Genomic DNA, 23,319 nt, shown 5'->3' with positions numbered 1-23,319 from the left:
AATACCTGCAATGGTGCTCATGCCAGCGCTATACTTTATAGTCTTGTTGAAACCGCAAAGGCAAATGATCTTGTAGTGCATGACTATATTACTACTTGCTTACAACATATTGCAGAGCAGCCAGATAACCTTGAGCCACTTCTGCCTTGGAACTTTAGCAAAGCTAGGTGTCGTTAGCTATACGCTTACCAACCACTTGAAAATAAAGCACAATGAAAGACATGATAGTAGTACAGTTTTTTAATGTTAAAAAACTTTATAGTCTCGTTAATTTAAATAGCTTATGTGAATTGCGCGCCCAACTTTTGACTTACACGGGCGCATCTTGGGCATATTTGGTAAGCAGTAAATAAAAAGCTGAGCTTAATGGGACTCAAAATGAGCTCTCTAAACTGATAAAATATAACCAATAATCTTCGAGTGGCGATTACATTGCACAAATATGTGATTTATCTTACACATAAGGCTTCAGATTGCTCGGTAAATGGTAATGGTAATTCACATTTATAATTACCCCCCATAGCATTTATTTCAAATGCTAAGTTATTACCTTGCCAATTAAAGTTTTCAAACCACCAGTTGCCGTCTTTTCCTATAAGATCAATGATTGAGTCGTCCGTTTTATTTATGGCACTACAAACATGTTTAATGTTTGTTGGGCCATCAAATAGGGATGTACTGTAATGCTCAATGGTAAAACATGGGTTCATTTCAGAATTATTAAGAATAAGACGAAACAGACCTTCTGCTTCTTTTACATTGCCAAACTCTATATGTTTAACAGCAGGAGGGATGACAACCTCATTCTTTTTTACCGCTTTTTGGTGCTCTGCTTTAACGTCTTCTTCCTTTTTGGGTTTGTTTTTTAGCTCACAACTAATCGTCATATTTGACAGTTCTATAGTACAAGCTTGATCAGCCCAATAGGCAGCAACAAAGAAATATAATCGGTGACCTGAAAAATTAATATCAAAAGGGTAGATGTTAGGATCATCAGCTAAATTAATGCCTTTGGTGATCTGACAAAAGCGGACCTCTTTATGGGTTGTTAGGTTTTTAACCTGAATACAAGGAGCGCCATTTTTTATATAAGCGGCAAACTCCGGTTGCTGATCATCTCTGAAGTTGTCTGTTGCATAGAACTTATATTGACTAATGTCATCGGCTTTAGCGACACTGGCGATGAGTAAAATAAGTAACACACATATCTTTTTCATTTTTTATAAGCCTTATAGCTAATCAGGGGTTTTTATAAAAAAACGGAACAACACTTTAACTATTTTAAAGGTTTTTGCAATAGAGTTGTTATGGTGGGTATTTTGAAAGACTAATAATTTATGTCATATCTTTGATAGTTAATGGGCGTCTCTTATTTCACTAGGTAGTTTGGAGTTGTAATTATTTGGTTCATATTAAAAAACACCAAATCACACTAACCACTTCAAAAGCCGTTAATCACTAAACGATTGAATCAAAATAGGAATTCGGCTATGGTTGATACAATAATAAAAATAAATTAAAAACGAGTTATTCTACAGATTCATTAGGGCTTACTAAAAACAGTTGCAAGGATGGTGAAATGGTTAGGTTTTATCTGGTTCTTACTTTATTAGGAATTTTACTTCCTTATGGCGCCTTTGTTCCTTGGCTAGTTACAAATGGTTTAGATCTTGGTCTCTTGTTTAATGACGCGGTGACAAATTCTATCAGCGTATTTGCTTGGCTTGATGTTGTAGTGTCTGCAGTTGTTTTGTTGGGTTTTATCATTGTCGATGGTCGCAGAAATAAAGTGACATATCGATATTTTGCTGTGCTGGGCACGTTGTTTGTGGGTGTGTCGTTTGGGCTTCCACTTTATCTTTACCTCAAAGAAAAGCAGTCCCTTGAATCACAGCCCTAACAAATAAGTTATGGCGTCAATAGCTATCTTCAAGTATCTGGCGCTTTCCGCATTTTACTACTTACTAGCACTGAATTTAAAATCGCCATCATTTTCCAGATGTAAGCAATGAGACGTAGTTACTGGTGTTAGCCCTATTTTTAGCGCTATTGGTACTTCAATGGTGTTATTTATTTAGATACTAATACCATTTATAGAGCTTTGTATTATGAATATTAAATGTAAAAAGCAGACAGAGCTTTTTTACTTTTATAAATACCATACAACTGGTCGGATCTGAAAAAGGCGTTAATTAAAGTAAAAAGCCTTTTTAAAATCTAAAACATAAGATTACACATTCATGGCTTTTTGTTTCCTAGCGCTATCTATTTTATGCGTTTTTCCATTTTGTAAGATAGTAATTTTGCGCCAACCAATTTGGCAATACTTGCTGCTGCTAAGTGTTATAACTGCCTATCATCAGGAATATATAAACTTATACGCAGTTGTTGTTATTGTGTTTTATTTAGGCTTATTGCACTTTTCGGTATCTGCAACCTCTGCGTTAATACGCAGTATCTTAACGCCTTTGTTTGTAATAGCCTCACTTGGTTTAGCCTTACATTGGTTCCCCGGTTTTAATAACCAGCCTATTGTTGTTAATGAACAGCTTACTAGCAATGCGATTGCATTTACCCTGTATGCTAATTTCGATAAAGCATTAGCGGGTTTGATGCTGAGCGCTTATTTTTTTACAAAAAATAAAACGCTAAAACCAATAAGGGTAGGGCATCCACTTTCGATTATTGCCATCACGATTTTAGCTGCACTCATCACTGCTTTAATATTGGGCCTTATGGAGTTTGCACCTAAAGTACCCGAATTTTGGTTTTTATTTATAGCAATTAATCTATTTTTTACCTGCGTTGCAGAAGAGGCGTTATTTAGAGGGATAATACAAACTAAGCTTTCGAAAGTGATAACCTCGGCTCGGTTTGCATTACTAGCGCCTGTGATCTCTACTGGTTTATTTTCACTCGCACACTTTTCAGCTGGAGCTAGTTACATGCTAGTGGCAGCTGTTGCAGGTTTTGGCTATGGATACATTTTTTATAAAACTCAGCGTTTAGAGTGGGCTATTTTATGCCATTGGCTCGTTAATGTGTTTCACTTTTTCTTATTTACTTACCCTATGCTTGCAACACCCTCTTATTAAATAACTATATGCTATCAAGTACTGATGGTGTTATTTGTGTATTACCTTAATAAACTTCCCCTCTGCTATTGGTTTATATTGGGCAACATCAAGTGGTACAAGTTTATTACAATCTTTATTACTCAATAATTACTTTCAAAATAAAACAGCCGTTAAAACTATTTAGTTTTAACGTATGAAAATAATATTTTTTGGCTGTTTCAATAGCCTAAAAAGTAATTGGACTATTGAAAAGCTTATGAGCAGGGGTTAATAAATGACTGCCTTTACTGTTCATTTTTCAAATTAGCTGGTTCTAATAAACTAAACGTCGGTAAGCGCCATTTGAAGCGTACCGATGCCATGCGTATTAAATACCCTACAACTAGGCTTGTAATAACGCTGATGTTGTCATCAATGTTGTAGTGGTGTAGTGCTAGATATAAACAAGCTACAATCAGCGCTACGCTGGCGTAAAGCTCATGATGTAATACTAGCGGCGCTTGGCGACAAATTAAATCACGTAATAATCCACCAAATACGCCGGTAACAATAGCAGCGACTACACAAATACCATAGTGCAAACCCATATTAAGCCCCACTTGGCAGCCAATAATACTAAATGCGGCAAGCCCAAGGGCATCTAAACGCATAAAAATGCCTTTAAATTTAACCACCCATTTTGCAAGCCAAGTTGTAATAATACCGGCAACGCAGGTGATCAATAAATATTCTGGATGTTTTACCCAAGTTAAAGGGTAATTGCCAAGTAAAATATCGCGTACGCTGCCACCACCAATTGCTGTGGCACTGGCTACTAATATAACCCCAAACCAATCCATGTTTCTGCGCCCAGCACTCAGCGCACCGGTCATGGCTTCGGCTGTAATACCAATAATATAAACAATAGTTAATAGCATAAGATATTCACTTGAATTTTTAAGAGCAAAAATAAAAGTGCGATTGTAGAGAGAAACTAATAAAAAGACGAGTGAGAAATTACACTAAAAACGCTCAGTTTCAGATAAAAAAAACTAATGTGAAATCAATGTGTGAATTGGCTGTTAATAGTACGTTGACCTAGCGTGTAATTATAAAAAAATAAGGACAAAAGACCGTAAATAATGTAATAAAATATATGTAGTTAGCTGGAACCTCGTGCAATTAGTCGCGGTGTTAGTAGGGTGCTTTGTACTTGTTCACCACGAATTAGTTTTAGTAAGTTTTCAACTAGCATTTGTCCTGCTATCGTGGTGTTTTGCTCTATGGTTGTGAGTGGCGGGTTTACATAGCTGGCAATCGAAATATTATCAAAACCTATCACGGCTACATCTTTCGGCACGTTAATATTGGCTTCTTTTAAAGCGCGTATTGCACCTATAGCAATCAGATCGCTAGCTGCGAAAAGGGCATTAAAGGTAATATTGTTGGCAATAAGCGAACGTGTGGCATGATAACCAGACTCTTCGGTCGAAATCGCATTCGCTATTTTTCGCTCGCTTAAGGTAATAGCATGTTGTTTTAACTTGTCTTTAAAGCCATTAAAACGGGCAAAAAATTCAGGGCTATGATCAGATGCATCACCAATAAATGCGCAATCAGTTCGGTTATGCGCCAATAAATGCTCAGCAGCAAGTTGGCCGCCGCCATAGTTATCACAGCTAATTGTTAAATCGGCACGATTATCTACCGTTGCTCCCCAACAAACAAATTTGGTGTTTTGTTCAAGCAAGGTATTAAATTTAGGCTGAAAATCAATGTAATCGCCATAACCTAATAAAATAATACCATCAGCACGGTGACTGTCTTCGTAGTCCGCTTGCCAATCTGAGCTTGCAGATTGAAACGATACCAATAAGTCATACCCTTCTTTTGCGCAAGCACGCGTTATGCTGCCGAGCATCGCTAAAAAGAACGGATTGATTTGTGATTCATCTGCTGTGGGATCTTCAAACAGTAACAAAGCCAATGTACTACTTTGTTGAGTTCGAAGGTTACTCGCATTTTTGTCGACTTTATAGTTAAGCTGTTTGGCTACCTCAAAAACACGTTTGCGGGTTTCTTCATTAACCAATGGACTGTTGCGCAAGGCGCGCGAGACAGTGGATTGTGATACCCCTGCGTAGTGTGCAATGTCAAACGATGTAGCTTTACCTTTCATACACAACCTAACTATTTCAAGTAACTAAAGTGCAAATAACTCGTGTTATTCTCGTTTATTTGCTGATTTTTACAAGCTATTTATCAGTAATTTATCAGTAATTTAAAATTTTTATTGATCCAACCCTGACACCGGTGTCATAATGCGGGTGTTTTATCATTTTGTTGTCAAAACGTATTGGCTGCCCATTTAGTTGGGCAGCATTTTTTTATACTAGAGTAACTACTTTGAGGTGATAGCTCAAAGTTTATCTCATAGCGATAGCAAGACCATTGAAATTACAATAATAAGCACGGTTATAGCTAAGTATATAAACCGCTTAGACAAAAGAGAAAACACGATGAACTCCAAGCCAAATTCAGAATTCGATCCTATCTTAGTGGCCGACATCGGCGGCACTAATGCCCGTTTTGCTTTAATTACTGCTTTTAACCTACAAGAAAAACAATTCGTTATTGAGCATAATATCATTTTTCCCAGTGCCAATTTTGGTTCATTGGAAGCGGCAATAACGCATTATTTATCTCAAGTTAGTCATATTCAACCTCGACGCGCGTGTTTAGCCGTGGCTGGACCGATAAAAGCAGGCCAAGTACATTTAACTAATTTAGGTTGGCACTTTAGTGTCGAACAAGTAAAAGCTGAGTTTAATTTAGCTCAACTGGAAGTGATCAACGATTTTGCTGCGTTTGCCTATGCAGCACCTTATTTAGATCCACAACAAAACATTGCAGTTAAAGCAGGACAAGCCGATACTGATGCAAATATTGCAGTCATGGGTCCGGGCACTGGTTTTGGTGCGGCGTGTTTAGTGCGTACTAGCCAATCACGTGCTGTTTTGAGTTGTGAAGGTGGGCATATAACATTGGCATCAGTGAGTGAATTAGATACTCAGCTGATCATCGAGTTACGTAAGCTATTGCCACATGTATCGGTCGAAACAGTATTTTCAGGGCCGGGTATTGCTCATTTGTATCAAGCCATGGCGGCTGTAAAAGGTGTCGATGCTAAGAATTTAACCGCTGCGCAAATTAGCGAATTAGCAAATAGTGGTGAATGTGCCATTTGCGATGCTACGTTAAATCAATTTTGTGATTGGATTGGCAGTGTCGCAGGCGATTTAGCACTGGCATTTGGTGCGTTAGGTGGTGTGTATATTGGTGGCGGTATTTTACCGCGTATGCAAGCTCGTTTACTTGCTAGTCGTTTTGTTGAGCGTTTTGGTGCTAAAGGGATCATGTCGCAGTATGTGAGCCAAATACCAGTGACGTTAGTCACACAAGATAATATTCCACTTATTGGTGCTGCTGCATGTTTGCACGTCAATGAGCAGTCATAATACATCGCTCATAGGGGTGTTATTGGGAAGGTTGGATGAAGAAAGTTACAATAAATAGTGTTGCAAGTTATGCCGGGGTCTCTAAAAAAACCGTGTCTCGGGTTTTAAATAATGAACCTAATGTTAGTGATGCAACCCGTGAAAAAGTTCTTAAGGTTTTTAAAGAGCTAGATTACACTCCTAACCCGATCGCCAGAGGTTTGGCGCAAAATCGTAGTTTTATTATTGGTTGCATTTACGATAACCCGAGTAAAAGTTATATCACTCGGGTGCAAACTGGTGCGCTTGCTGCGTGTCAAGAAAACAACTATAACTTGTTGATCCACCCATGTGATTTACGTGGTGATGCGTTGATCAGTAATATTGAGCATTTACTACAATCTTCTCGTCTTGATGGCTTGGTATTGACGCCGCCATTTTCAGATTTTAAGGTATTAGTCGATTTTCTCAAAAGTAAAAAAATTCCGTATGCACGAGTTGCATCAGCAGTGCTTGAAGACGATTCAATTTCAGTACGCAGTAATGATGAGCAGGGCGCATTTGAGATCACTGAGCACTTAATTAAGCTTGGCCATAAAGCGATCGCGTTTATTAAAGGCCACCCAGATCACAGTGCCACTGAGCAGCGTTTCAAAGGTTATCGCAGAGCGCTTAGTACGCACGGCATTGAATTTAATGAACGTTTGGTTGAAGAGGGTAACTTTAGTTATCATTCTGGGGTCGATAGTGCGCGCAGCATTTTAGATTTAACCCCACGTCCAACCGCCGTATTTGCATCAAATGATTACATGGCTGCGGCGGTATTAAAATTGGCAACACAACGTCAATTTAAAGTACCCGATGATATTTCTATCGCGGGTTTTGATAATGCGCCAATTGCTCGTCATATTTGGCCTGGTCTTACTACCATAGCGCAACCGGTTGAAGAAATGACCAAACAAGCGGTTACTAAACTGATTGAGCATATTGGTGATCCGCAAGAGCAACCGTATCAGGTTACGCTTGAAGCGCGATTAATCACACGCGAGTCTACCGCACAAGTTAGATAAAGGCTTTTCACAGTTGCCCGAGTTTGAGTGACGCTTACTCGGGCATTTTTTTGCTTAACAAAGCAGTCTGCATGTTGTTGCTATCTGGGTTTTTTTATCCGCTCATAGGTACTTACGATTGATATCATTTAGATTATAAAAAGATATTATAATCAATAAATTAAAGTAAAAACTCCTCACATTTTCTAGCACTCCAGCAACACAATTTAGCGACCAAGCTAGATCCCCTAATGAAAAATTATTTTCGTTCATTATTTGGTCATTTAAAATATTTAAACTAAATTTATAGGATAGGGTTGACACCGGTGTCACAGTCATGCGTTAATACAGTGACACCGGTGTCAGGTTGATTGTGAGAGACAACCTGCCAACGTATACCTTTGAACGGGTAAATCAAAGATGCTCAGTGCAAGTTCATTCGTGGAGTATGCACTTGCCACTGAGCCTTTATCCTCTAACCTTAGAGATGAGTCGAATTTTATGTTACATCCTCGTATTCAAGAAGTCACCGAACGCGTCATTGAACGCAGTAAAGCTACTCGCCAAGCCTATTTAGAACGCATCAATCATGCAAAAAAACAAACAAGAGTTCGTTCTGGTTTAGGTTGTGGCAATATCGCCCATGTTATGGCTGCGTGTAGCAGTGACGATAAAGCACGTTTAAAAGCTGATGAGCAGCCAAACTTAGCGATTATCAATTCATATAACGATATGCTATCTGCGCACGTGCCATACAAAGATTATCCAGATTTAATTAAAGACATTGCTACAAAGTACGATGCCACAGCTCAAGTTGCAGGCGGCGTGCCAGCCATGTGTGATGGCGTAACTCAGGGCCGTGATGGCATGGAGTTATCGCTTTTTTCTCGTGATGTAATTGCGATGTCGACAGCTATTTCATTATCACACGATGTGTTTGATGGCGTATTTTGCTTAGGTGTGTGTGACAAAATTGTCCCTGGTCTATTAATTGGTGCTTTATCATTTGGTCATCTACCGGTGTACTTTTTGCCAGCAGGCCCGATGCAGTCAGGCATTCCAAATAAAGAAAAAGCCCGTATTCGTCAAAAGTTTGCTCAAGGCTTAGTAAGCCGTGATGAGCTTTTAGAAGCGGAGAGTGCGTCTTATCACAGCGCGGGTACTTGTACGTTTTACGGTACTGCAAACAGTAACCAAATGTTGATGGAAATTATGGGCTTGCACCTTCCTGGTAGCTCGTTCATCAATCCATATACAGAGTTGCGTGATGGTTTAACCGGTAATGCGGTAGAAACCATGCTTAAACAATTGATTCAAAGTAAAGATGCCAATTGCTTAGCGGATGTTGTAACTGAAAAAACCATTATTAATGGTTTAGTTGGTTTGTTAGCAACCGGTGGCTCTACGAATCATGCAATTCACTTAGTGGCAATTGCCAAAGCGGCAGGCGTTGAGCTGACATGGAAAGATATGTCGGATTTATCAGAAGTGGTGCCACTGCTAACACGTATTTATCCAAATGGTTCTGCTGATGTAAATCATTTCCAAGCAGCCGGCGGCATGGGTTTCCTTATGAGAGAACTCGTTGGTGCAGGGTTCTTGCACAATGACGTTAAAACCATTGTTGGCGAAAGTCTCGAGGCGTATACCCAAGAACCACGTTTAGATACTGACAGTAACCTGATCATGACGAGCGCAACAGGCCCAAGCAAAGTTAAATGGGTACCGTGTCCAGAGAATTCATTAGACGAAGATGTACTTCGTCCAATTGACAACCCATTCAGTAAACAAGGTGGCTTACAGTTACTAACTGGTAACTTAGGTAAAGCCGTGATCAAAGTGTCTGCGGTTGCGGTTGAGCATCAAGTTGTTACAGCACCAGCAAAAGTATTTGCTTCACAAAGTGCATTACAAGAAGCCTATACACGCGGTGAGTTAAACCAAGACTTTATTGCTGTGCTAAAAGAGCAAGGTCCAAAAGCCAAAGGTATGCCTGAGCTGCATAAGCTCACGCCAGTAATGGCAACCTTGCAAGATGAAGGTTACAAAGTAGCGATCGTAACTGATGGTCGTATGTCAGGCGCATCAGGTAAAGTGCCAGCGGCAATCCACTTAGCACCAGAGGCTGTTGAAGGCGGCATTATTGCTAAGATTCAGGAAGGTGATTTAATTACTCTTGATGCACCAGCAGGTATCTTAAGAGTACATGTAAGTGATGAAGAATTAGCACAACGTGAATTACAACTTAGCGTACCTAGCTTAACGTTTGGTACGGGCCGAGAGTTGTTCACCGGATTTAGAAATATCGTAAGTAGCGCAGACATGGGCGCTAGCGCCTTTGGAATAGAATAATAATTCGCCAAACTGGGTATGAGGAACACACTATGAGCATAGAAAAAATATTATCATCGGCACCGGTAGTGCCAGTGGTGGTAATTGATAATTTAGAAGATGCAGCGCCACTAGCAAGAGCGCTATATAACGGCGGTCTAAAAGCACTTGAAATTACACTGCGTACACCGATTGCTGCAGAAGCTGTAAAGCTAATGAAAGCCGAAGTACCAGAAGCCTATGTTGGCACCGGGACTGTGGTAGATAAAGCAAGCTTTGATGCATCAGTTGCCGCAGGTGCTGATTTTATGGTGAGCCCAGGCGTAAATGATGAACTTTTAGCACTGGCAAAAGGCACTGATATTCCATTTCTACCGGGCGCCGCAACGCCAAGTGAAGTGATGAAATTAGCCAGTCACGGATTTAAGTTTTTAAAGTTCTTTCCAGCAGAAGCTGCAGGTGGAACAGCAATGCTTAAATCGATTGGTGGGCCATTACCACAAGTAACATTTTGTCCAACCGGTGGCATTAGCCTAGCAACAGCACCAAGTTACTTAGCACTTAGCAATGTTATTTGTGTTGGTGGTACCTGGATGCTAGATAAACAACTAATTGAAAATAAAGACTGGCAAGCCATTGAAGCGCTTGCTCGCCAAGCAAGTGAAGTTAAATAATTTAAGTGGAGTTTTGAAATGATTAATGTAGCAATTAATGGCTATGGCCGTATCGGTCGCAATGTTTTACGCGCGCTTTATGAGTCTGCACAAAATAATGAAATTAAAATTGTCGCAATTAACGACTTAGCACCGGCTAATGTTAATGCACATTTAACACAATATGATTCAGTGCATGGGCAATTTTCTCATAAAGTAACACTTGCTGATAACACCATGTTGATTGGCGACGACGTTATTACTCTTACCCAAGAACGCGACCCTGCTAACCTTCCATGGAAAGCATTAAACGTTGATATCGTTTTAGAATGTACGGGTTTTTTCACTAAGCGTGAAGATGCTGCAAAGCATATTACAGCGGGCGCGAAAAAAGTAATCGTTTCAGCCCCTGGTACTGATTTAGATGCAACCGTTGTTCACGGTGTAAACAGTGATGTGATCACTGCAGATAGCAACATTATTTCTAATGCTTCATGTACAACTAACTGTTTAGCACCAATTGCCAAAGCAATTAACGATACAGTCGGTATTGAGCAAGGTAGCATGACGACAATCCATGCCTACACTAATGACCAAAACTTGTCAGATGTTTATCATCCTGATCTGTATCGTGCACGAAGTGCAACGCAGTCAATGATCCCAACTAAAACCGGTGCTGCTAAAGCAGTTGGTTTAGTGTTACCTGAGCTTGCTGGTAAACTTGATGGTATGTCAGTACGTGTACCTACAATCAACGTATCACTGGTTGATTTTACGTTTATTACTAAGCGTGAAACAACTGCTACAGAAATCAATGAAATTATGAAAGCAGCATCTGTTGGGTCGATGAAAGATATTTTACAATACAACGAGCTACCGCTTGTTTCTATTGACTTTAACCATAACCCAGCGTCGTCAATCTTTGACTCTACGCAAACGAAAGCTGATGGCAAACTAGTTAAAGTGATGGCTTGGTATGATAACGAATGGGGTTTCTCAAACCGCATGTTAGACCAAGTTAAAGCGTTAGGTCAGTACTTGTAATAAGTACCACGTAAAAATTTAGCTTTATCCAACCAAGCCGCGACTATCGCGGCTTTTTTGTGTCTAGCGCTGGGCTGTAGATATGGTATTCTGCGAGCTGTTTTAATACCAATCGACTTAAATACTTAACCATGCTAGCGAGCTAAATAAAGCGCTAACTGCGGTATAATTTTTTCAAGTAGAACAACTACATGTCAAAATTTACGCTTGTTATCATTGTATTTATCTGTCGCTATAAATGGTCAGTAACTTAACACGATTGATATAAAAGGAATTACTAATGAAAAATACTCTAAAAACTCACCTGTTTCGTACTAACCACCTACAAATAGGTGAAGGTAATATTAGCGGTTATATCGGCTGCTTTTTAGCGATGCTGTCTTGTTTAGGCGTGCTCGCCTTTCATTTTCCAGAATATTTAACCACACCGGAACTGAGAAAGAGCTACAGTGTCGAATTTTTACGTCAACTGATGTTTGGTGCGCTTATCGTGGCCGGTAGTTTGGGGTTACTTAACTTTGTACGTAACAAAAATAAACGTTTAGGTGCAACTGCGTGGTTTTTTATTGTGCTGGCCATTGCGTTTGGCGGCCCTAATGTTGAGGTGAATGATTTTGCTGATAACACCCCCTATATAGGCCTAGACTGGTTTATATTAGATTTATTGGGCTCAACCTTAATATTTATTCTCATTGAAAAGCTGTTACCGCACCGCAAAGAACAAAAGATATTACGCAGTGAATGGCGCGGTGATCTAAACCACTTTTTTGTTAACCATTTGATTATTGGGTTTGTGTTATTAGTGACTAATCACTTTGTGCACTATGGTTTTGGTTGGGCAGTGTCAAGCACTGTTCAGGGCTACATTAGTCAATTACCTTTTATATTGCAAGTGCTGTTAATTATTTTAGTCGCTGATTTGATGCAGTACTTTGTACACCGCGCTTATCATGAAGTGCCTTATTTATGGCGTTTTCATGGTATTCATCACAGTGCAAAAGAAATGGACTGGCTTGCAGGCTCTCGCCAGCACATTTTAGAAATTTTAGTGACGCGCAGTTTAGTACTTACGCCTATTTTCGTGCTGGGTTTTTCGCAGCAAGTGATCAGCTTATATGTGATAATCGTGGGTTTTCAGGCGGTATTTAACCATGCCAATGTACGGGTGAAATTTGGTTGGTTGAAATATTTATTGGTTACGCCACAGTTTCATCATTGGCATCACTCTTCAGATAAAGCGGCCATTGACCGTAATTATGCTGCGCACTTTTCATTCTTAGATTATGTTTTTGGCACGGCCGTAAAAGGCCAACAAGAATGGCCAGAAGCTTATGGCGTAGTCGGGGACTATGTACCAACTGGGATGTTAAAACAGCAGCTGTTTCCGTTTAAAAAGCAAAAATAGTCGCGATATGGGAATCCTTTCAATTTAGTGTTTTCGATAGTGATCATATTTTATCGAGTATTGGTATGGACAGATAATAACCAAAAATATATTGCTAAAAAAGGTACTAGTAGTAATAATTGATAACTGAAGGAATATGTATTAGTAGCGACTTTTTTGAAACTAATTAAACACAAGGATTCTATTTTGCAATTTAAATCATTTTTAGTGAGTTTATCTATTTTAGCCGCAAGTGGATGCGGTGGCTCTTCTGGAGACAGTCAAGATACAAAGCCACCTGCTATTTCAGAGCAAACGTTTACGCTCAAAATAACAGCCAATGGTGTTGCCGCAGGACTTGAAGTGTCATGGATGGATAACAAAGCGAAGCTTACTGCAGACAAGGTTATTGAACTGAGCGCAACGTCAAAAACATTTGTACAACCAACCTTATTAGCTATACCAGAAAGTATCACGTGCGACACACAGCTGAGCAATACAACAACGTTGAATTATAGCCTTGCTGTTAAATGTGTATCTTCTCAGGCGAGTTTTGCACAAACAACCCCTTATTCATACCCTGTAACTATTCGTTATGGCGAGCAAAGTATTCAGTTAAAAGACTCTCCAGTCTCGGTTCCACCACTTACAATGATTGAGCCTGAAATTACAGCGCTTGGCGGGCCACAGATTTGTGAAGTTGATGACTCCTCTAATCTTAAGTTTAAAGTAGCTTGCCGTCCTTATACTGTGGTGTATGAAAAACGTAAATTGTATTTGGTGTTTAGTGAACAAGAAAAGCAATTATTATTTGATAACCCCGACAAAGAGCGGTTAATTGAATCTGAATATTTATGGTTTGATGAGCAAGTTTGGTTTATTACTGAAGGCGCCTCTACGCAATACAAATTACACTCTGCTTCTTTTGATAATGGCCAATTAGGTAATTATAAAATCCATGATATTAACGCTTCAAGTCTAGCTATTTCAGGCGGTAAACTATTTGCGTTAACGTCTTTTCCTGATGGTGTTTATAGTTGGCAAAGTGGTAAATGGAAAGCAGTATCTAACCTAATCAACGATGGGGTTTTGAAAAGTGAATTTATTGCAAATAATCAAGACCTTTATCTAGCGCTTGAAGATAATAATGAGGTTTCATCAAAATCGTATATACAGATCATAAATGCTCAGATCCGAGGGAGCACTGTATTGAGTAAGCAGATCAGTACATTTAGTCATACACCATTTTTTGAATATGATGACATCACATTTGGTCTAGGTTTTGGTACTGATGAGCAGTTGCTTATAAATGTAATGGACGTTATACCAAGTGCGCGCGATGACGCTGTGTTTTCATTGAATAATGTACGCAATGCTACTATTTGGCAAAATGGTAATAACCAGTTCTTATTTACAAACCAAGACAGTGGCATTGAACAGTTTAAATTTACACGAGAACAAGTAGAGACAAGTACTGCATTCGATTTAACCGCGTTAAGACAAATAACTCCTGATTGGATTGGCGGCGACTTAGATACTTTACTAGCGGGTGATTTTGTTGAGACAGCATCGATAAAATATGCCGTGCTTAAATATTTACGTAAGGCTGGTACAGAGCAGTCAGAATTGCAGTTGCAATCACGGTTAAATACCACTCAACCGATCAGAGTTTATAATGAAACATGGCGCACAATTGCGAGTTATGCACGAAGTAATACTAAAAAAATAACTCCTATTGTGAGTGAACAAGGCTATTTATTGATTTATGTAGGTGATGCGTCATCTAATCAATCTACGGGGCAACTGTGGGCCCTATCAGCGGATAAAGAGTATTTGATCAAAGCTGATGTGTCATGGGAAAGTTATTCAATGAAAGACTTTCATTTTGAGACTATTTCTGAAAAACACCTTGTGGTGTATAGCGAATTTGCCAACGAAGTCATTACAATAACGCTTGATTAACGCTATTTTATTAACCAACTGAGCTTTGGGTGAATTAGTTTGACCAAAGCTCAGTAAAGTTACTGATATTATAAAAGCATACCAGACACGAAAGCCATATAAGTAGACCAAGGCTTATTTATATTCAGTTTTATTTTATAGCTATGTAGCAAAGCAAGGCGGTAAAGCATGACTCAGAGTCGCGCATAAAAGTTATAGTTTTTCTATTAGTGCTTTTAGAGTTGGTCGTTGGCTCATATCTGCATTCATACATTGTTGAGCAAGTTTTCTTAGCTGTGTTGCATCGCTCGTAACTTCAGAACACACGCTCAGTAAATCATCAATTAAGCAGCCAATCGCTCTGACTTCAATACGCTGCATTTGTTGGCGCTGATAGTCGGTCAGAGAGTCTAAATTAGTTGCTGCGCCAAAGTCACCAAACAATACTGTGTATTCATCGTTTATCATGGTGTTGTGCGCATATACATCGCCATGACTTACGTTATTGATATGTAAGTGGGCAAGGGTGCTGACCATTTGCTTAGCAATGTGTTTAATGGCGTGAGCAGTGAACTGTGTATGCTCAAAAAAGGTATCGCGGGTGCAAGTATCAAGTGACGGCGGTAAGCCGAGGTTTTGATAGTCCTTACTGATAAGCTCCATAACCAGACCAAGTTGCTCTGGGTTATCGATATAGGCGAGAACGTTTATTAGGTTTTTATGTTCGCCCGCTTGCAAGCAACAGTTTACTTCATCAAGTGGATAGCCATCACTGGTGATCGCGCCTTTAAACAGTTTTAACGCCACATTATTGTGCTGCCACTGTGCTAAGTGAATAATCCCAGACGCACCTTCACCAATTTTTTCAACAAGTGAAAACTCGTTTAGTTGTACGGCTGCTAATTGAACTTGTTGTAAACTTTGTGCTTTATTAAAGTCATTGCCTGCAAAAGCCAGCCAACTGAGTTTTGGTAATTCAAACAGCCAGTCATTAACATCAGTTAAGTTATTCGCAGATAAACGCACGAGTTCAAGCGCTTGGCACTGCTGCATGCTGTGTGGCAAAGTCGTTAGTCGATTACCAGCAAGGGCAAGTTTACGCAGTTGCGTAAGTTCACCAAAAGAGTCTGGCAATTGTTCAATATGGTTGTCAGTTAAAATTAACCATTGTGTCGAAAGCGGCAAACTATGCTCGGCAAATTCACTGATTTTATTGCCTTTAAATGCAATCATAATAAGGGAAGGGCATTTTGCCAATACAGCAGGAATATGCTGGAACTGATTGAATGATAAAAACACCCGCTTTAATTTAGTTAAACTAGCAAATTCGTCGGGCAAATCAGATAAATTATTATTTGATAAATCGAGTACTTCGAGGGTATCTGCAAGGGTAAAAATTTCGTCTGGGAATGTGGTTAGCTCTTCAACTAGTTGTAAACGTTTAGTGCCAGCTAATTTACCACTACGAAGCTGTTCAACGGTATTCAAAATACAAATCCATTTATTTAGGGGTTTAACAATAAGAAAATAAAAAGGCCAATCAAGTTGGCCTGAGTCATAATTTTAGTCAATAAAATTAAAATTGTGCGTTGTGGTACACGTTTTGTACGTCGTCACAATCTTCAAGCATCGCTAAAAAGCGTTCCATTACTTCTACGTCTTCGCCTGCAATGGGTGCTTCAACTTGCGGCACAAAAGAGATCAAATCTTCATCAAACTCAGTAACGCCCATTTCTTCAAGTGCGGTACGGGTGTTGTTGTACTCAGTATGCGGAGCAAAAACAGTGACTTTGCCGGCTTCAACTTCTACGTCAGTAACATCAACGTCAGCCATCATTAGTGCTTCAAGCACGGCTTCGTCATCATCGCCATCAAATACAAAAATAGCTAAATGATCAAATAAGTGAGATACCGAGTTTTGTGCACCAATTTTAGCGTTTGCTTTAGTAAAACATACACGTACATCAGCAAAAGTACGTTTGTTGTTGTCAGTTAAGCAATCAACAATGATCATGCAGTTACCAGGGCCATAGCCTTCGTAACGAGTTGCTGAGTAGTCTTCACCGCCGCCGCCTTTGGCTTTATCAATTGCGCGGTCAATTACGTGTGCTGGTACTTGATCTTTTTTAGCGCGTTCAATTAAACGACGTAGCGATAGGTTGCCATCGGGATCAATACCACCATTTTTTGCGCAAATATAAATTTCTTTACCGTACTTTGAGTAAACTTTAGTTTTAGCACCCGCAGTCTTAGCCATTGAATCTTTTTTGTTTTGGTAAGCTCTTCCCATCTGCGTTTCGCCTTAAATATGTTTTTAAAAGTATAAATTTTGTAGTGCCGTATTCTATACCCAACTCGCTTGGAAATACAGAATTCAGTGGGAATTAAAGTTGCTTTGAGTGAGCAAGCAGCACAAAAAATATAACCCGCAGTTGCGGGTTATATTTTCAATCGAAATGTATCGGGTATATTACCAAATACGTACGCGTTGATCTTCTGGTAAATACAAGGCATCACCCGGTTGTACATTGAATGCTTTGTACCATGCATCGTGGTTACGTGGTGCTTGTGCTCTAAAGCGACCGGGTGCATGTGTGCCACCACGAAGCTGGTTTAACATGCTTTGCTCAGTGCGTTTTTCTTTCCATACTTGTGCCCAGGCTAGGAAGAACCGTTGATCGCCCGTAAGGCCGTCAATAATAGGCGCTTCTTTACCGTTTAGGCTGAGTTTGTAAGCGTGATAAGCCATTGCTAACCCACCCACGTCACCGATGTTTTCACCTAAGCTATTACGACCATTAACGAAGTTACCAGGGATTGGCTCGTATTGACTGTATTGTGCAGCAAGTTGGTCGGCTTTGGCATCAAATGCAGCACGATCGGCATCTGTCCACCAGTTACGTTGTACGCCGTTAGCATCTGATTTAGAGCCTTGATCGTCAAAACCATGGCCCATTTCATGACCAATCACGGCACCAATGCCACCATAGTTTACTGCCGGATCGGCATTAGGATCGAAAAATGGTGGTTGTAGAATTGCTGCAGGGAATACAATTTCGTTAAACGAACTGTTGTAGTAAGCGTTAACACGTTGTGGTGTCATGCCCCAGCGGTTACGGTCGGTTTTTTGCAATTCTTTTGCAGCGCTTTCAGCTCGGAAAAACTCGCGGGTATTTTTGATGTTGCCCATCAAATCATTGCTACTTATGCTTAAACCATCAAATGATTGCCATACATCGGGATAGCCAATTTTAGGCACAAACGCAGCGAGTTTAGCGCGGGCATTTACTTTAGTTTCTGCGCCCATCCAGTCTAGGTTGTCAATACGTTCGCCCAGAGCTGTTCGCAGGTTTTCTACCAATGCTGACATTTGTTGTTTTGATGATTCAGGGAAGTAGCGTGCTACATACACTTTACCAATGGCAAAACCTAATGAATCAGTGCTCGACATTTGGCTGATAGCGCGTTTCCAGCGTGGGCGAGGCTCTTGCTGGCCATTTAGCTCTTTTCCGTAAAATGCGAAGTTAGTATTGAATACATCTTCAGACAGTAGCTCTGCATTAGAGCTTAGTGCGTGATAGGTTAAGTAATCTTTCCATACAGTAAGATCTTCTTGATTGATCAATGCAATCATGGCTTTGATCGGCTCTGGTTGCGATACATTTAACTGTGGTACTTGGTATCCTGTTTGTTCAAAATACAGATCCCAATTAAAATCAGGATAGCTAGAGCTCAGCTCGCTGCGTTCGATTTGATTTAGGGTAAGGTCGCGGTTACGACGTTTTTCTCGTGGCCACTGGCCTTGTGCTATTTTGGTTTCAAGGGCTAAAATTGCCTCAGCACGTTCAGTTGTATTGTCAACACCTGCAAATTTAAGCATGTCGGCAATATGGGCTACATAAGCAGTACGAGTTTTAACAAAACGTTCTGAATCTTCAAGGTAGTAAGAACGATCTGGTAAACCTAAGCCGCCAGCACCTAATGACATTTCATATTTATTTGGGTCTAAGCGGTTAAACCACATGCCACCACCAATAGGCGAGTTAACGCCCGTTAACCACGATTGGCCAAACAATTTGGTTAGATCATCGGTTGATGAAACGTTACTAATTTCCGTTAGTAGTGGTTTAATTGGCGACACACCAAGCTTATTAAGGGTATCGGTATCCATATACGCGTTATAGAAATCGGCAACTAACTTTTCTTCAGTATTTAAATCTTTTCGGGCTGCGATCTCTTCAATAATTGCCTTAACACGCTCTTCGCTGCGCTCTGCCAATCCTGCAAATGCACCGTAGCGAGTTTTATCGGCAGGCATAACGTAGTTGTCATACCATGTGCCACTGGCGTACATGAAAAAGTCATCACCTGGTTTTATGGCTTCATTGCGGGCTGTTAAATCTACCCCAAAGCTACCTAATTCAGCTTTTGCTGTCTGGGTTTCGGCACTAGGCTGCTGTTGCGCTTGTGTTGTTTTAGGCTCTGAACAGCCGGTCAGAAATGTGGCAGCAAGTGTTGCTGCAATAAGTGTTTTCTTCATTGGATTTCCCTGAATGTAATTTAATTATTTTTATCTCACGTTTTTCTAACTCGGATTGTTATTGATAACCTAAAAACAGACAAACTTTTGAGGTGAATTACTTCTCAGTTAGGTGAAACAACAAGCAACGCGACATACAGTGTGTATCCCGCGCCGAAGATGAGTCTCCATGTTTATGCTGTTTTTTGTTGAAGTTCCCACATGCGCGCGTATTCACCATTGAGGGTAAGTAACTCATCATGTTTACCTTGCTCGATCAGCTGGCCCTCTTTGAGCACAATAATCGTATCTGCATCTGTTATTGTTGATAAGCGATGGGCAATAACTAAACTGGTATGATTAGAGGCTAGTGCAGACATGGCTTTTAATATTGCTTGCTCGGAATGAGAGTCTAGCGCTGATGTTGCTTCGTCAAAAATGATAATAGGGGAGCGTTTTAAAATGGCTCGGGCTATGGCAATGCGTTGTTTTTCACCGCCTGAAACTTTTAAACCTCGTTCACCAACGAGGGTTTGATCACCTTTATCTAAACTATCAATAAAGCTGCGTAAATGCGCCATATTAATAGCATTATCAATGTCTTGTGCTGTAGCATCTGGACGGCCATAAGCAATGTTGTCGCGAATGCTGGTATTAAATAACACAGTATCTTGTGGCACAATGGCAATCGCTTGTCGCAAGCTGTTGAGTGTGACGCTAGTAAGTTGTTGACCATCAATATGTATTTCACCGCTGTCAATATCATAAAAGCGATACAGTAAACGGGCTAGGGTGCTTTTTCCTGCACCGCTGGCGCCCACCACCGCGACTTTGCTGCCTGCTTTAATAGAAAAACTAAGCTGCTTAATGATAGGTCTTGATGGATGGTAGCCAAAGTTAACGTTTTTAAATTCTATATCAGCGTGTTGTATATTGAGCTGTTGTGCATTTGCTTTATCTGAAATGAGTGGTTTACGGGTTAATAGTCCGAGCATATTTTCAAGGTCGGTTAAGGCGCGGCGAATTTCTCGATAAACAAAGCCTAAAAAATTGAGCGGTAAAAATAATTGGATCATATAGGCGTTGATCATTACCAACTCACCAATAGAGAGTGTGCCTTTAACCACTTCAATACTAGCAAGCCACATTAAAGCGGTGATCGCTGCTGCTATGATCAAGGCTTGACCTGAATTAAGGGCAAGCAACGATAAGCGGTTTTTAAGCCGGGCTTGCTCCCAACTAGCTAAAAAGCCATCATAAGTTTGTGCTTCATGCTTTTCATTATTAAAATATTTAACGGTTTCATAATTAAGTAAGCTGTCAATAGCACGGCTATTACTATTATTGTCGGCTTGGTTTGCTTCGCGAATAAAGCGGTTGCGCCACTGTGTTACAACAACCGTGAAGGTAATATATAAAGCCACTGCAAGCAGGGTAACTACGGCAAACCACGGCGAAAATAAAGTTGCAAAAATAATCGCAACTACGGCTATTTCAAATAAAGTTGGCACAATATTGAACATTAAAAAGCGCATTAAGAAGCTTAAGCCACTGGTGCCACGCTCTATATCACGGCTAATGCCGCCAGTTTGCCTATCAAGATGAAACGACAACTCAAGGCTGTGTAGGTGATTAAATACTTTTAGGCCAATATGGCGCATAGCATGTTCAGTTACACGACCAAACAACGCATCACGTACTTCACCAAAAAACACACTCGCAAAACGTAGTCCGCCATACAGTAACAGTAAAGCTATGGGTACGATGACTATATTTTGTAAACTTGGATCAACACTGTCGATTATTTCTTTCAGCGCCCATGGCATCAATAAAGTGGCACCCTTTGCGGCGATCAATGCCAGTGTTGCAAGTGTTACACGGCCTTTAAAAGCAACTAAGTAAGGCCACAAGGTGACAATGCTTTGCTTTAAATTCATCGCATCATGATGTTTTATTGCTTCTTGTTTACCCATTCCGCGCATATTTTCTCTAACTCTATTAAGTCTGCATTAAACTTTTTCTAGTAGCCTAGAGTATAAACTTTAACAGTTTGTATCTAGGGCTATACTACTAACAGCACATAGTACAGTTTAGGCAGCTTAAGACAATGTTTTAGAGTGGTTAATTAAACTCAGTTTTTAACAAAGAAGGGAAAGCAGATGAAAACTATCGGATACGCAGCAAATCAAGCTAATACGCCATTAGAGCCATTTCATTTTGAAAGACGCGATTTGCGCGATGAAGATGTTGCGATTGAAATCTTATATTGCGGGGTGTGCCATTCAGATCTACATACCGTAAATAATGATTGGGGTGGTACTAGTTACCCAATTATACCAGGACATGAGATTGTCGGTCGTGTCGATGAGGTTGGCAGCAAAGTGACTAAATACAAAGTTGGCGATAATGTAGCAGTTGGTTGTATGGTTGATAGCTGCCTTGAGTGTGACCAATGCCACAAAGGCGAAGAGCAATTTTGTCGCGAAGGTATGGTCGGAACTTATTCAGGAAAAGATCGTATCACTGGTGAATCAACCAAAGGTGGTTACGCCAAACACATTGTAGTGCGCGAAGAGTTTGTTTTAAACGTTCCAGAATCACTTGATCTTGCTAAGTGTGCGCCAATTTTATGCGCGGGTATTACCACGTATTCGCCGCTACGTACTTTTAATGTCGGGCCTGGTAGCCGAGTTGGCGTTATTGGCTTAGGTGGGTTAGGCCATATGGCAATTAAAATCGCAGCGGCAATGGGTGCCCATGTGACAGCTATTAGTCGATCAGATGATAAAAAACAGCAAGCGTTGGAATATGGCGCTGAAGGTTTACTGGTATCTAAAGACGAACAAGCCATGAAAGCATACGCTAATCAGTTTGATGTGATCATTAATACTATTCCAGTTAAGCATGACTTTACCCCTTATATGCCCCTATTAGATATTGATGGTACTCAAGTATTAGTCGGACAAGTGGGTGAGATGGCTGAATCAAACTCGGTGCCATTATTATTGGGGCGTCGCCGCGTGGCTGGCTCTTTGATTGGTGGTATTGCACAAACTCAAGAAATTCTTAATTTCTGTGCGCTGCATAATATTTTACCGGAAGTAGAGATGATCAATATGGCAGATATTAATCAGGCTTTTGAACGCTTAAAAGAAGGTGATTTGTCTCATCGTTATGTCATTGACATGTCCTCACTTGAAGTCGCTTAATTATCGACTGTGATTTTTGGCCGTAAGTAGTTTTACTTGCGGTTTTTTTTGTTCAATTGCAAATTAGCTATTGAAATAGGGCAATTACTCCCCATTTATAATACCAGCTTACTATTTAGATAATAAAATGATCCGTTTTCGCTTAGTCCTTACTGTATTACTGCTGTTTACTGCACTTTTTAGTGTGCAGGCTAATGCTGTGAGCAACGCTGAGACTAATGTGAGCCAGCCTACCGCTTTTTTTCAGTCGGCGATGTTATCTGATTTGAGTGTTTTAGAGGTTAAGGTATTTGATACTTCAGTATCAGATAGCACCCCTTTTACCAAGAAGATACCAATTGCGGCGGCTGATCAACAAACAGAAGGCGCGGGGTTTGAGTCTTTACAGCCACGCTTTTCAGCGAGTAATTCATCGTTATTTCTGTATCAAAGCCAAGTTGAGCCAAGTTATGTGGCAATATTTGAGTTTTTTGTACCTAGCCTTGCGCGCCAACTTTACTTACAACCCCTTGAACCGCCAATAACATTACCTTGGTTTGTAGCCTACGAAGGTAAAAAATCACGGATTAGTGGTTGGAAAGACGCCAACTTACAATACCGTGCAGTACTTACTTACTTCAGTTAACTCTTCCTACT

Annotated in this window: 19 protein-coding genes; 12 read left to right on the top strand and 7 right to left on the bottom strand. The window is 40.2% G+C overall.

Annotated elements, in window-relative coordinates; all coding sequences use genetic code 11:
* Positions 1 to 30: 30 nt before the first annotated feature.
* The gene (locus FW757_RS12645; RefSeq protein ID WP_446441277.1) at positions 31 to 177 is read left to right on the top strand and encodes a transposase domain-containing protein; all 147 of its coding nucleotides are present in this window, start codon (positions 31 to 33) and stop codon (positions 175 to 177) included.
* Positions 178 to 449: 272 nt separating this feature from the next.
* On the opposite strand, the gene FW757_RS12640 is transcribed toward FW757_RS12645, so the two are convergent.
* Positions 450 to 1,217: a hypothetical protein gene (locus tag FW757_RS12640; RefSeq protein WP_182719543.1), complete on the bottom strand. Its 768-nt coding sequence runs from the start codon at positions 1,215 to 1,217 to the stop codon at positions 450 to 452.
* 362 nt (positions 1,218 to 1,579) lie between these two features.
* Between FW757_RS12640 and FW757_RS12635 the strand changes: the two genes are divergently transcribed.
* Both FW757_RS12635 and FW757_RS12630 read left to right on the top strand, forming a co-directional pair.
* Complete coding sequence (locus tag FW757_RS12635) at positions 1,580 to 1,900, top strand: DUF2834 domain-containing protein (protein WP_149982410.1); 321 nt, start codon at positions 1,580 to 1,582, stop codon at positions 1,898 to 1,900.
* A gap of 340 nt (positions 1,901 to 2,240) precedes the next feature.
* Positions 2,241 to 3,095, top strand: a complete 855-nt coding sequence (locus tag FW757_RS12630; protein WP_182762551.1) for a CPBP family intramembrane glutamic endopeptidase — start codon at positions 2,241 to 2,243, stop codon at positions 3,093 to 3,095.
* A gap of 266 nt (positions 3,096 to 3,361) precedes the next feature.
* Here FW757_RS12630 and FW757_RS12625 read toward each other — a convergent pair whose 3' ends face one another.
* Positions 3,362 to 3,994: a trimeric intracellular cation channel family protein gene (locus tag FW757_RS12625; RefSeq protein ID WP_446441275.1), complete on the bottom strand. Its 633-nt coding sequence runs from the start codon at positions 3,992 to 3,994 to the stop codon at positions 3,362 to 3,364.
* A 224-nt stretch (positions 3,995 to 4,218) separates the two neighbouring features.
* Positions 4,219 to 5,235 (bottom strand): LacI family DNA-binding transcriptional regulator, encoded by a 1,017-nt coding sequence (locus FW757_RS12620; RefSeq protein WP_149982408.1) that lies wholly within the window; start codon positions 5,233 to 5,235, stop codon positions 4,219 to 4,221.
* Positions 5,236 to 5,575: 340 nt separating this feature from the next.
* On the opposite strand from FW757_RS12620, the gene glk reads away from it, so the two are divergent.
* From glk to FW757_RS12585, 7 genes are all read left to right on the top strand, one after another.
* Positions 5,576 to 6,574, top strand: a complete 999-nt coding sequence (gene glk, locus FW757_RS12615) for a glucokinase (RefSeq protein ID WP_145233464.1) — start codon at positions 5,576 to 5,578, stop codon at positions 6,572 to 6,574.
* Positions 6,575 to 6,609: 35 nt separating this feature from the next.
* Entirely contained in the window at positions 6,610 to 7,623 is a 1,014-nt protein-coding gene (locus tag FW757_RS12610) for a LacI family DNA-binding transcriptional regulator (protein WP_145233466.1), read from the top strand.
* 480 nt (positions 7,624 to 8,103) lie between these two features.
* On the top strand, positions 8,104 to 9,954 hold the full coding sequence (gene edd, locus FW757_RS12605; protein ID WP_446441274.1) for a phosphogluconate dehydratase: 1,851 nt from the start codon (positions 8,104 to 8,106) through the stop codon (positions 9,952 to 9,954).
* Between the two features lie 32 nt (positions 9,955 to 9,986).
* Entirely contained in the window at positions 9,987 to 10,607 is a 621-nt protein-coding gene (eda, locus tag FW757_RS12600) for a bifunctional 4-hydroxy-2-oxoglutarate aldolase/2-dehydro-3-deoxy-phosphogluconate aldolase (protein WP_145233470.1), read from the top strand.
* A gap of 18 nt (positions 10,608 to 10,625) precedes the next feature.
* Complete coding sequence (gene gap, locus FW757_RS12595; protein WP_145233472.1) at positions 10,626 to 11,630, top strand: type I glyceraldehyde-3-phosphate dehydrogenase; 1,005 nt, start codon at positions 10,626 to 10,628, stop codon at positions 11,628 to 11,630.
* 280 nt (positions 11,631 to 11,910) lie between these two features.
* Positions 11,911 to 13,035: a sterol desaturase family protein gene (locus FW757_RS12590; RefSeq protein ID WP_149982407.1), complete on the top strand. Its 1,125-nt coding sequence runs from the start codon at positions 11,911 to 11,913 to the stop codon at positions 13,033 to 13,035.
* A 186-nt stretch (positions 13,036 to 13,221) separates the two neighbouring features.
* Positions 13,222 to 14,976, top strand: coding sequence for a hypothetical protein (locus FW757_RS12585; protein ID WP_182797995.1), 1,755 nt, complete (start codon positions 13,222 to 13,224; stop codon positions 14,974 to 14,976).
* Positions 14,977 to 15,168: 192 nt separating this feature from the next.
* Here FW757_RS12585 and FW757_RS12580 read toward each other — a convergent pair whose 3' ends face one another.
* From FW757_RS12580 to FW757_RS12565, 4 genes are all read right to left on the bottom strand, one after another.
* The gene (locus tag FW757_RS12580) at positions 15,169 to 16,443 is read right to left on the bottom strand and encodes a leucine-rich repeat-containing protein kinase family protein (RefSeq protein ID WP_182797994.1); all 1,275 of its coding nucleotides are present in this window, start codon (positions 16,441 to 16,443) and stop codon (positions 15,169 to 15,171) included.
* An 88-nt stretch (positions 16,444 to 16,531) separates the two neighbouring features.
* Positions 16,532 to 17,245, bottom strand: a complete 714-nt coding sequence (locus tag FW757_RS12575) for a YebC/PmpR family DNA-binding transcriptional regulator (protein WP_145233481.1) — start codon at positions 17,243 to 17,245, stop codon at positions 16,532 to 16,534.
* Positions 17,246 to 17,425: 180 nt separating this feature from the next.
* Positions 17,426 to 19,495: a M13 family metallopeptidase gene (locus FW757_RS12570; protein WP_182760794.1), complete on the bottom strand. Its 2,070-nt coding sequence runs from the start codon at positions 19,493 to 19,495 to the stop codon at positions 17,426 to 17,428.
* Between the two features lie 173 nt (positions 19,496 to 19,668).
* Positions 19,669 to 21,411, bottom strand: a complete 1,743-nt coding sequence (locus FW757_RS12565; RefSeq protein ID WP_182740248.1) for an ABCB family ABC transporter ATP-binding protein/permease — start codon at positions 21,409 to 21,411, stop codon at positions 19,669 to 19,671.
* A 222-nt stretch (positions 21,412 to 21,633) separates the two neighbouring features.
* Between FW757_RS12565 and FW757_RS12560 the strand changes: the two genes are divergently transcribed.
* Together FW757_RS12560 and FW757_RS12555 are read left to right on the top strand one after the other, a co-directional pair.
* Positions 21,634 to 22,683 carry an NAD(P)-dependent alcohol dehydrogenase gene (locus FW757_RS12560; RefSeq protein ID WP_182718567.1) on the top strand — a complete coding sequence of 350 codons (1,050 nt, stop codon included), beginning with the start codon at positions 21,634 to 21,636 and terminating at the stop codon, positions 22,681 to 22,683.
* Between the two features lie 127 nt (positions 22,684 to 22,810).
* Entirely contained in the window at positions 22,811 to 23,308 is a 498-nt protein-coding gene (locus tag FW757_RS12555) for a hypothetical protein (protein WP_182718568.1), read from the top strand.
* Positions 23,309 to 23,319 lie beyond the last annotated feature (11 nt).

It is taken from the genome of Pseudoalteromonas sp. 1181_04 (genome assembly GCF_052850545.1).
Note: the sequence above shows the minus strand (reverse complement) of the source record. Positions and strands in the feature narration are given on the sequence as shown.

Coding starts and splice junctions, on each gene's coding strand:
- glk (WP_145233464.1), top strand. CDS start 5,576: ATGAACTCCAAGCCAAATTCAGAATTCGATCCTATCTTAGTGGCCGAC.
- FW757_RS12625 (WP_446441275.1), bottom strand. CDS start 3,994: ATGCTATTAACTATTGTTTATATTATTGGTATTACAGCCGAAGCCATG.
- FW757_RS12640 (WP_182719543.1), bottom strand. CDS start 1,217: ATGAAAAAGATATGTGTGTTACTTATTTTACTCATCGCCAGTGTCGCT.
- FW757_RS12635 (WP_149982410.1), top strand. CDS start 1,580: ATGGTTAGGTTTTATCTGGTTCTTACTTTATTAGGAATTTTACTTCCT.
- edd (WP_446441274.1), top strand. CDS start 8,104: ATGTTACATCCTCGTATTCAAGAAGTCACCGAACGCGTCATTGAACGC.
- FW757_RS12570 (WP_182760794.1), bottom strand. CDS start 19,495: ATGAAGAAAACACTTATTGCAGCAACACTTGCTGCCACATTTCTGACC.
- FW757_RS12630 (WP_182762551.1), top strand. CDS start 2,241: ATGGCTTTTTGTTTCCTAGCGCTATCTATTTTATGCGTTTTTCCATTT.
- FW757_RS12610 (WP_145233466.1), top strand. CDS start 6,610: ATGAAGAAAGTTACAATAAATAGTGTTGCAAGTTATGCCGGGGTCTCT.
- gap (WP_145233472.1), top strand. CDS start 10,626: ATGATTAATGTAGCAATTAATGGCTATGGCCGTATCGGTCGCAATGTT.
- FW757_RS12555 (WP_182718568.1), top strand. CDS start 22,811: ATGATCCGTTTTCGCTTAGTCCTTACTGTATTACTGCTGTTTACTGCA.
- FW757_RS12565 (WP_182740248.1), bottom strand. CDS start 21,411: ATGAATTTAAAGCAAAGCATTGTCACCTTGTGGCCTTACTTAGTTGCT.
- FW757_RS12560 (WP_182718567.1), top strand. CDS start 21,634: ATGAAAACTATCGGATACGCAGCAAATCAAGCTAATACGCCATTAGAG.
- FW757_RS12620 (WP_149982408.1), bottom strand. CDS start 5,235: ATGAAAGGTAAAGCTACATCGTTTGACATTGCACACTACGCAGGGGTA.
- eda (WP_145233470.1), top strand. CDS start 9,987: ATGAGCATAGAAAAAATATTATCATCGGCACCGGTAGTGCCAGTGGTG.
- FW757_RS12590 (WP_149982407.1), top strand. CDS start 11,911: ATGAAAAATACTCTAAAAACTCACCTGTTTCGTACTAACCACCTACAA.
- FW757_RS12575 (WP_145233481.1), bottom strand. CDS start 17,245: ATGGGAAGAGCTTACCAAAACAAAAAAGATTCAATGGCTAAGACTGCG.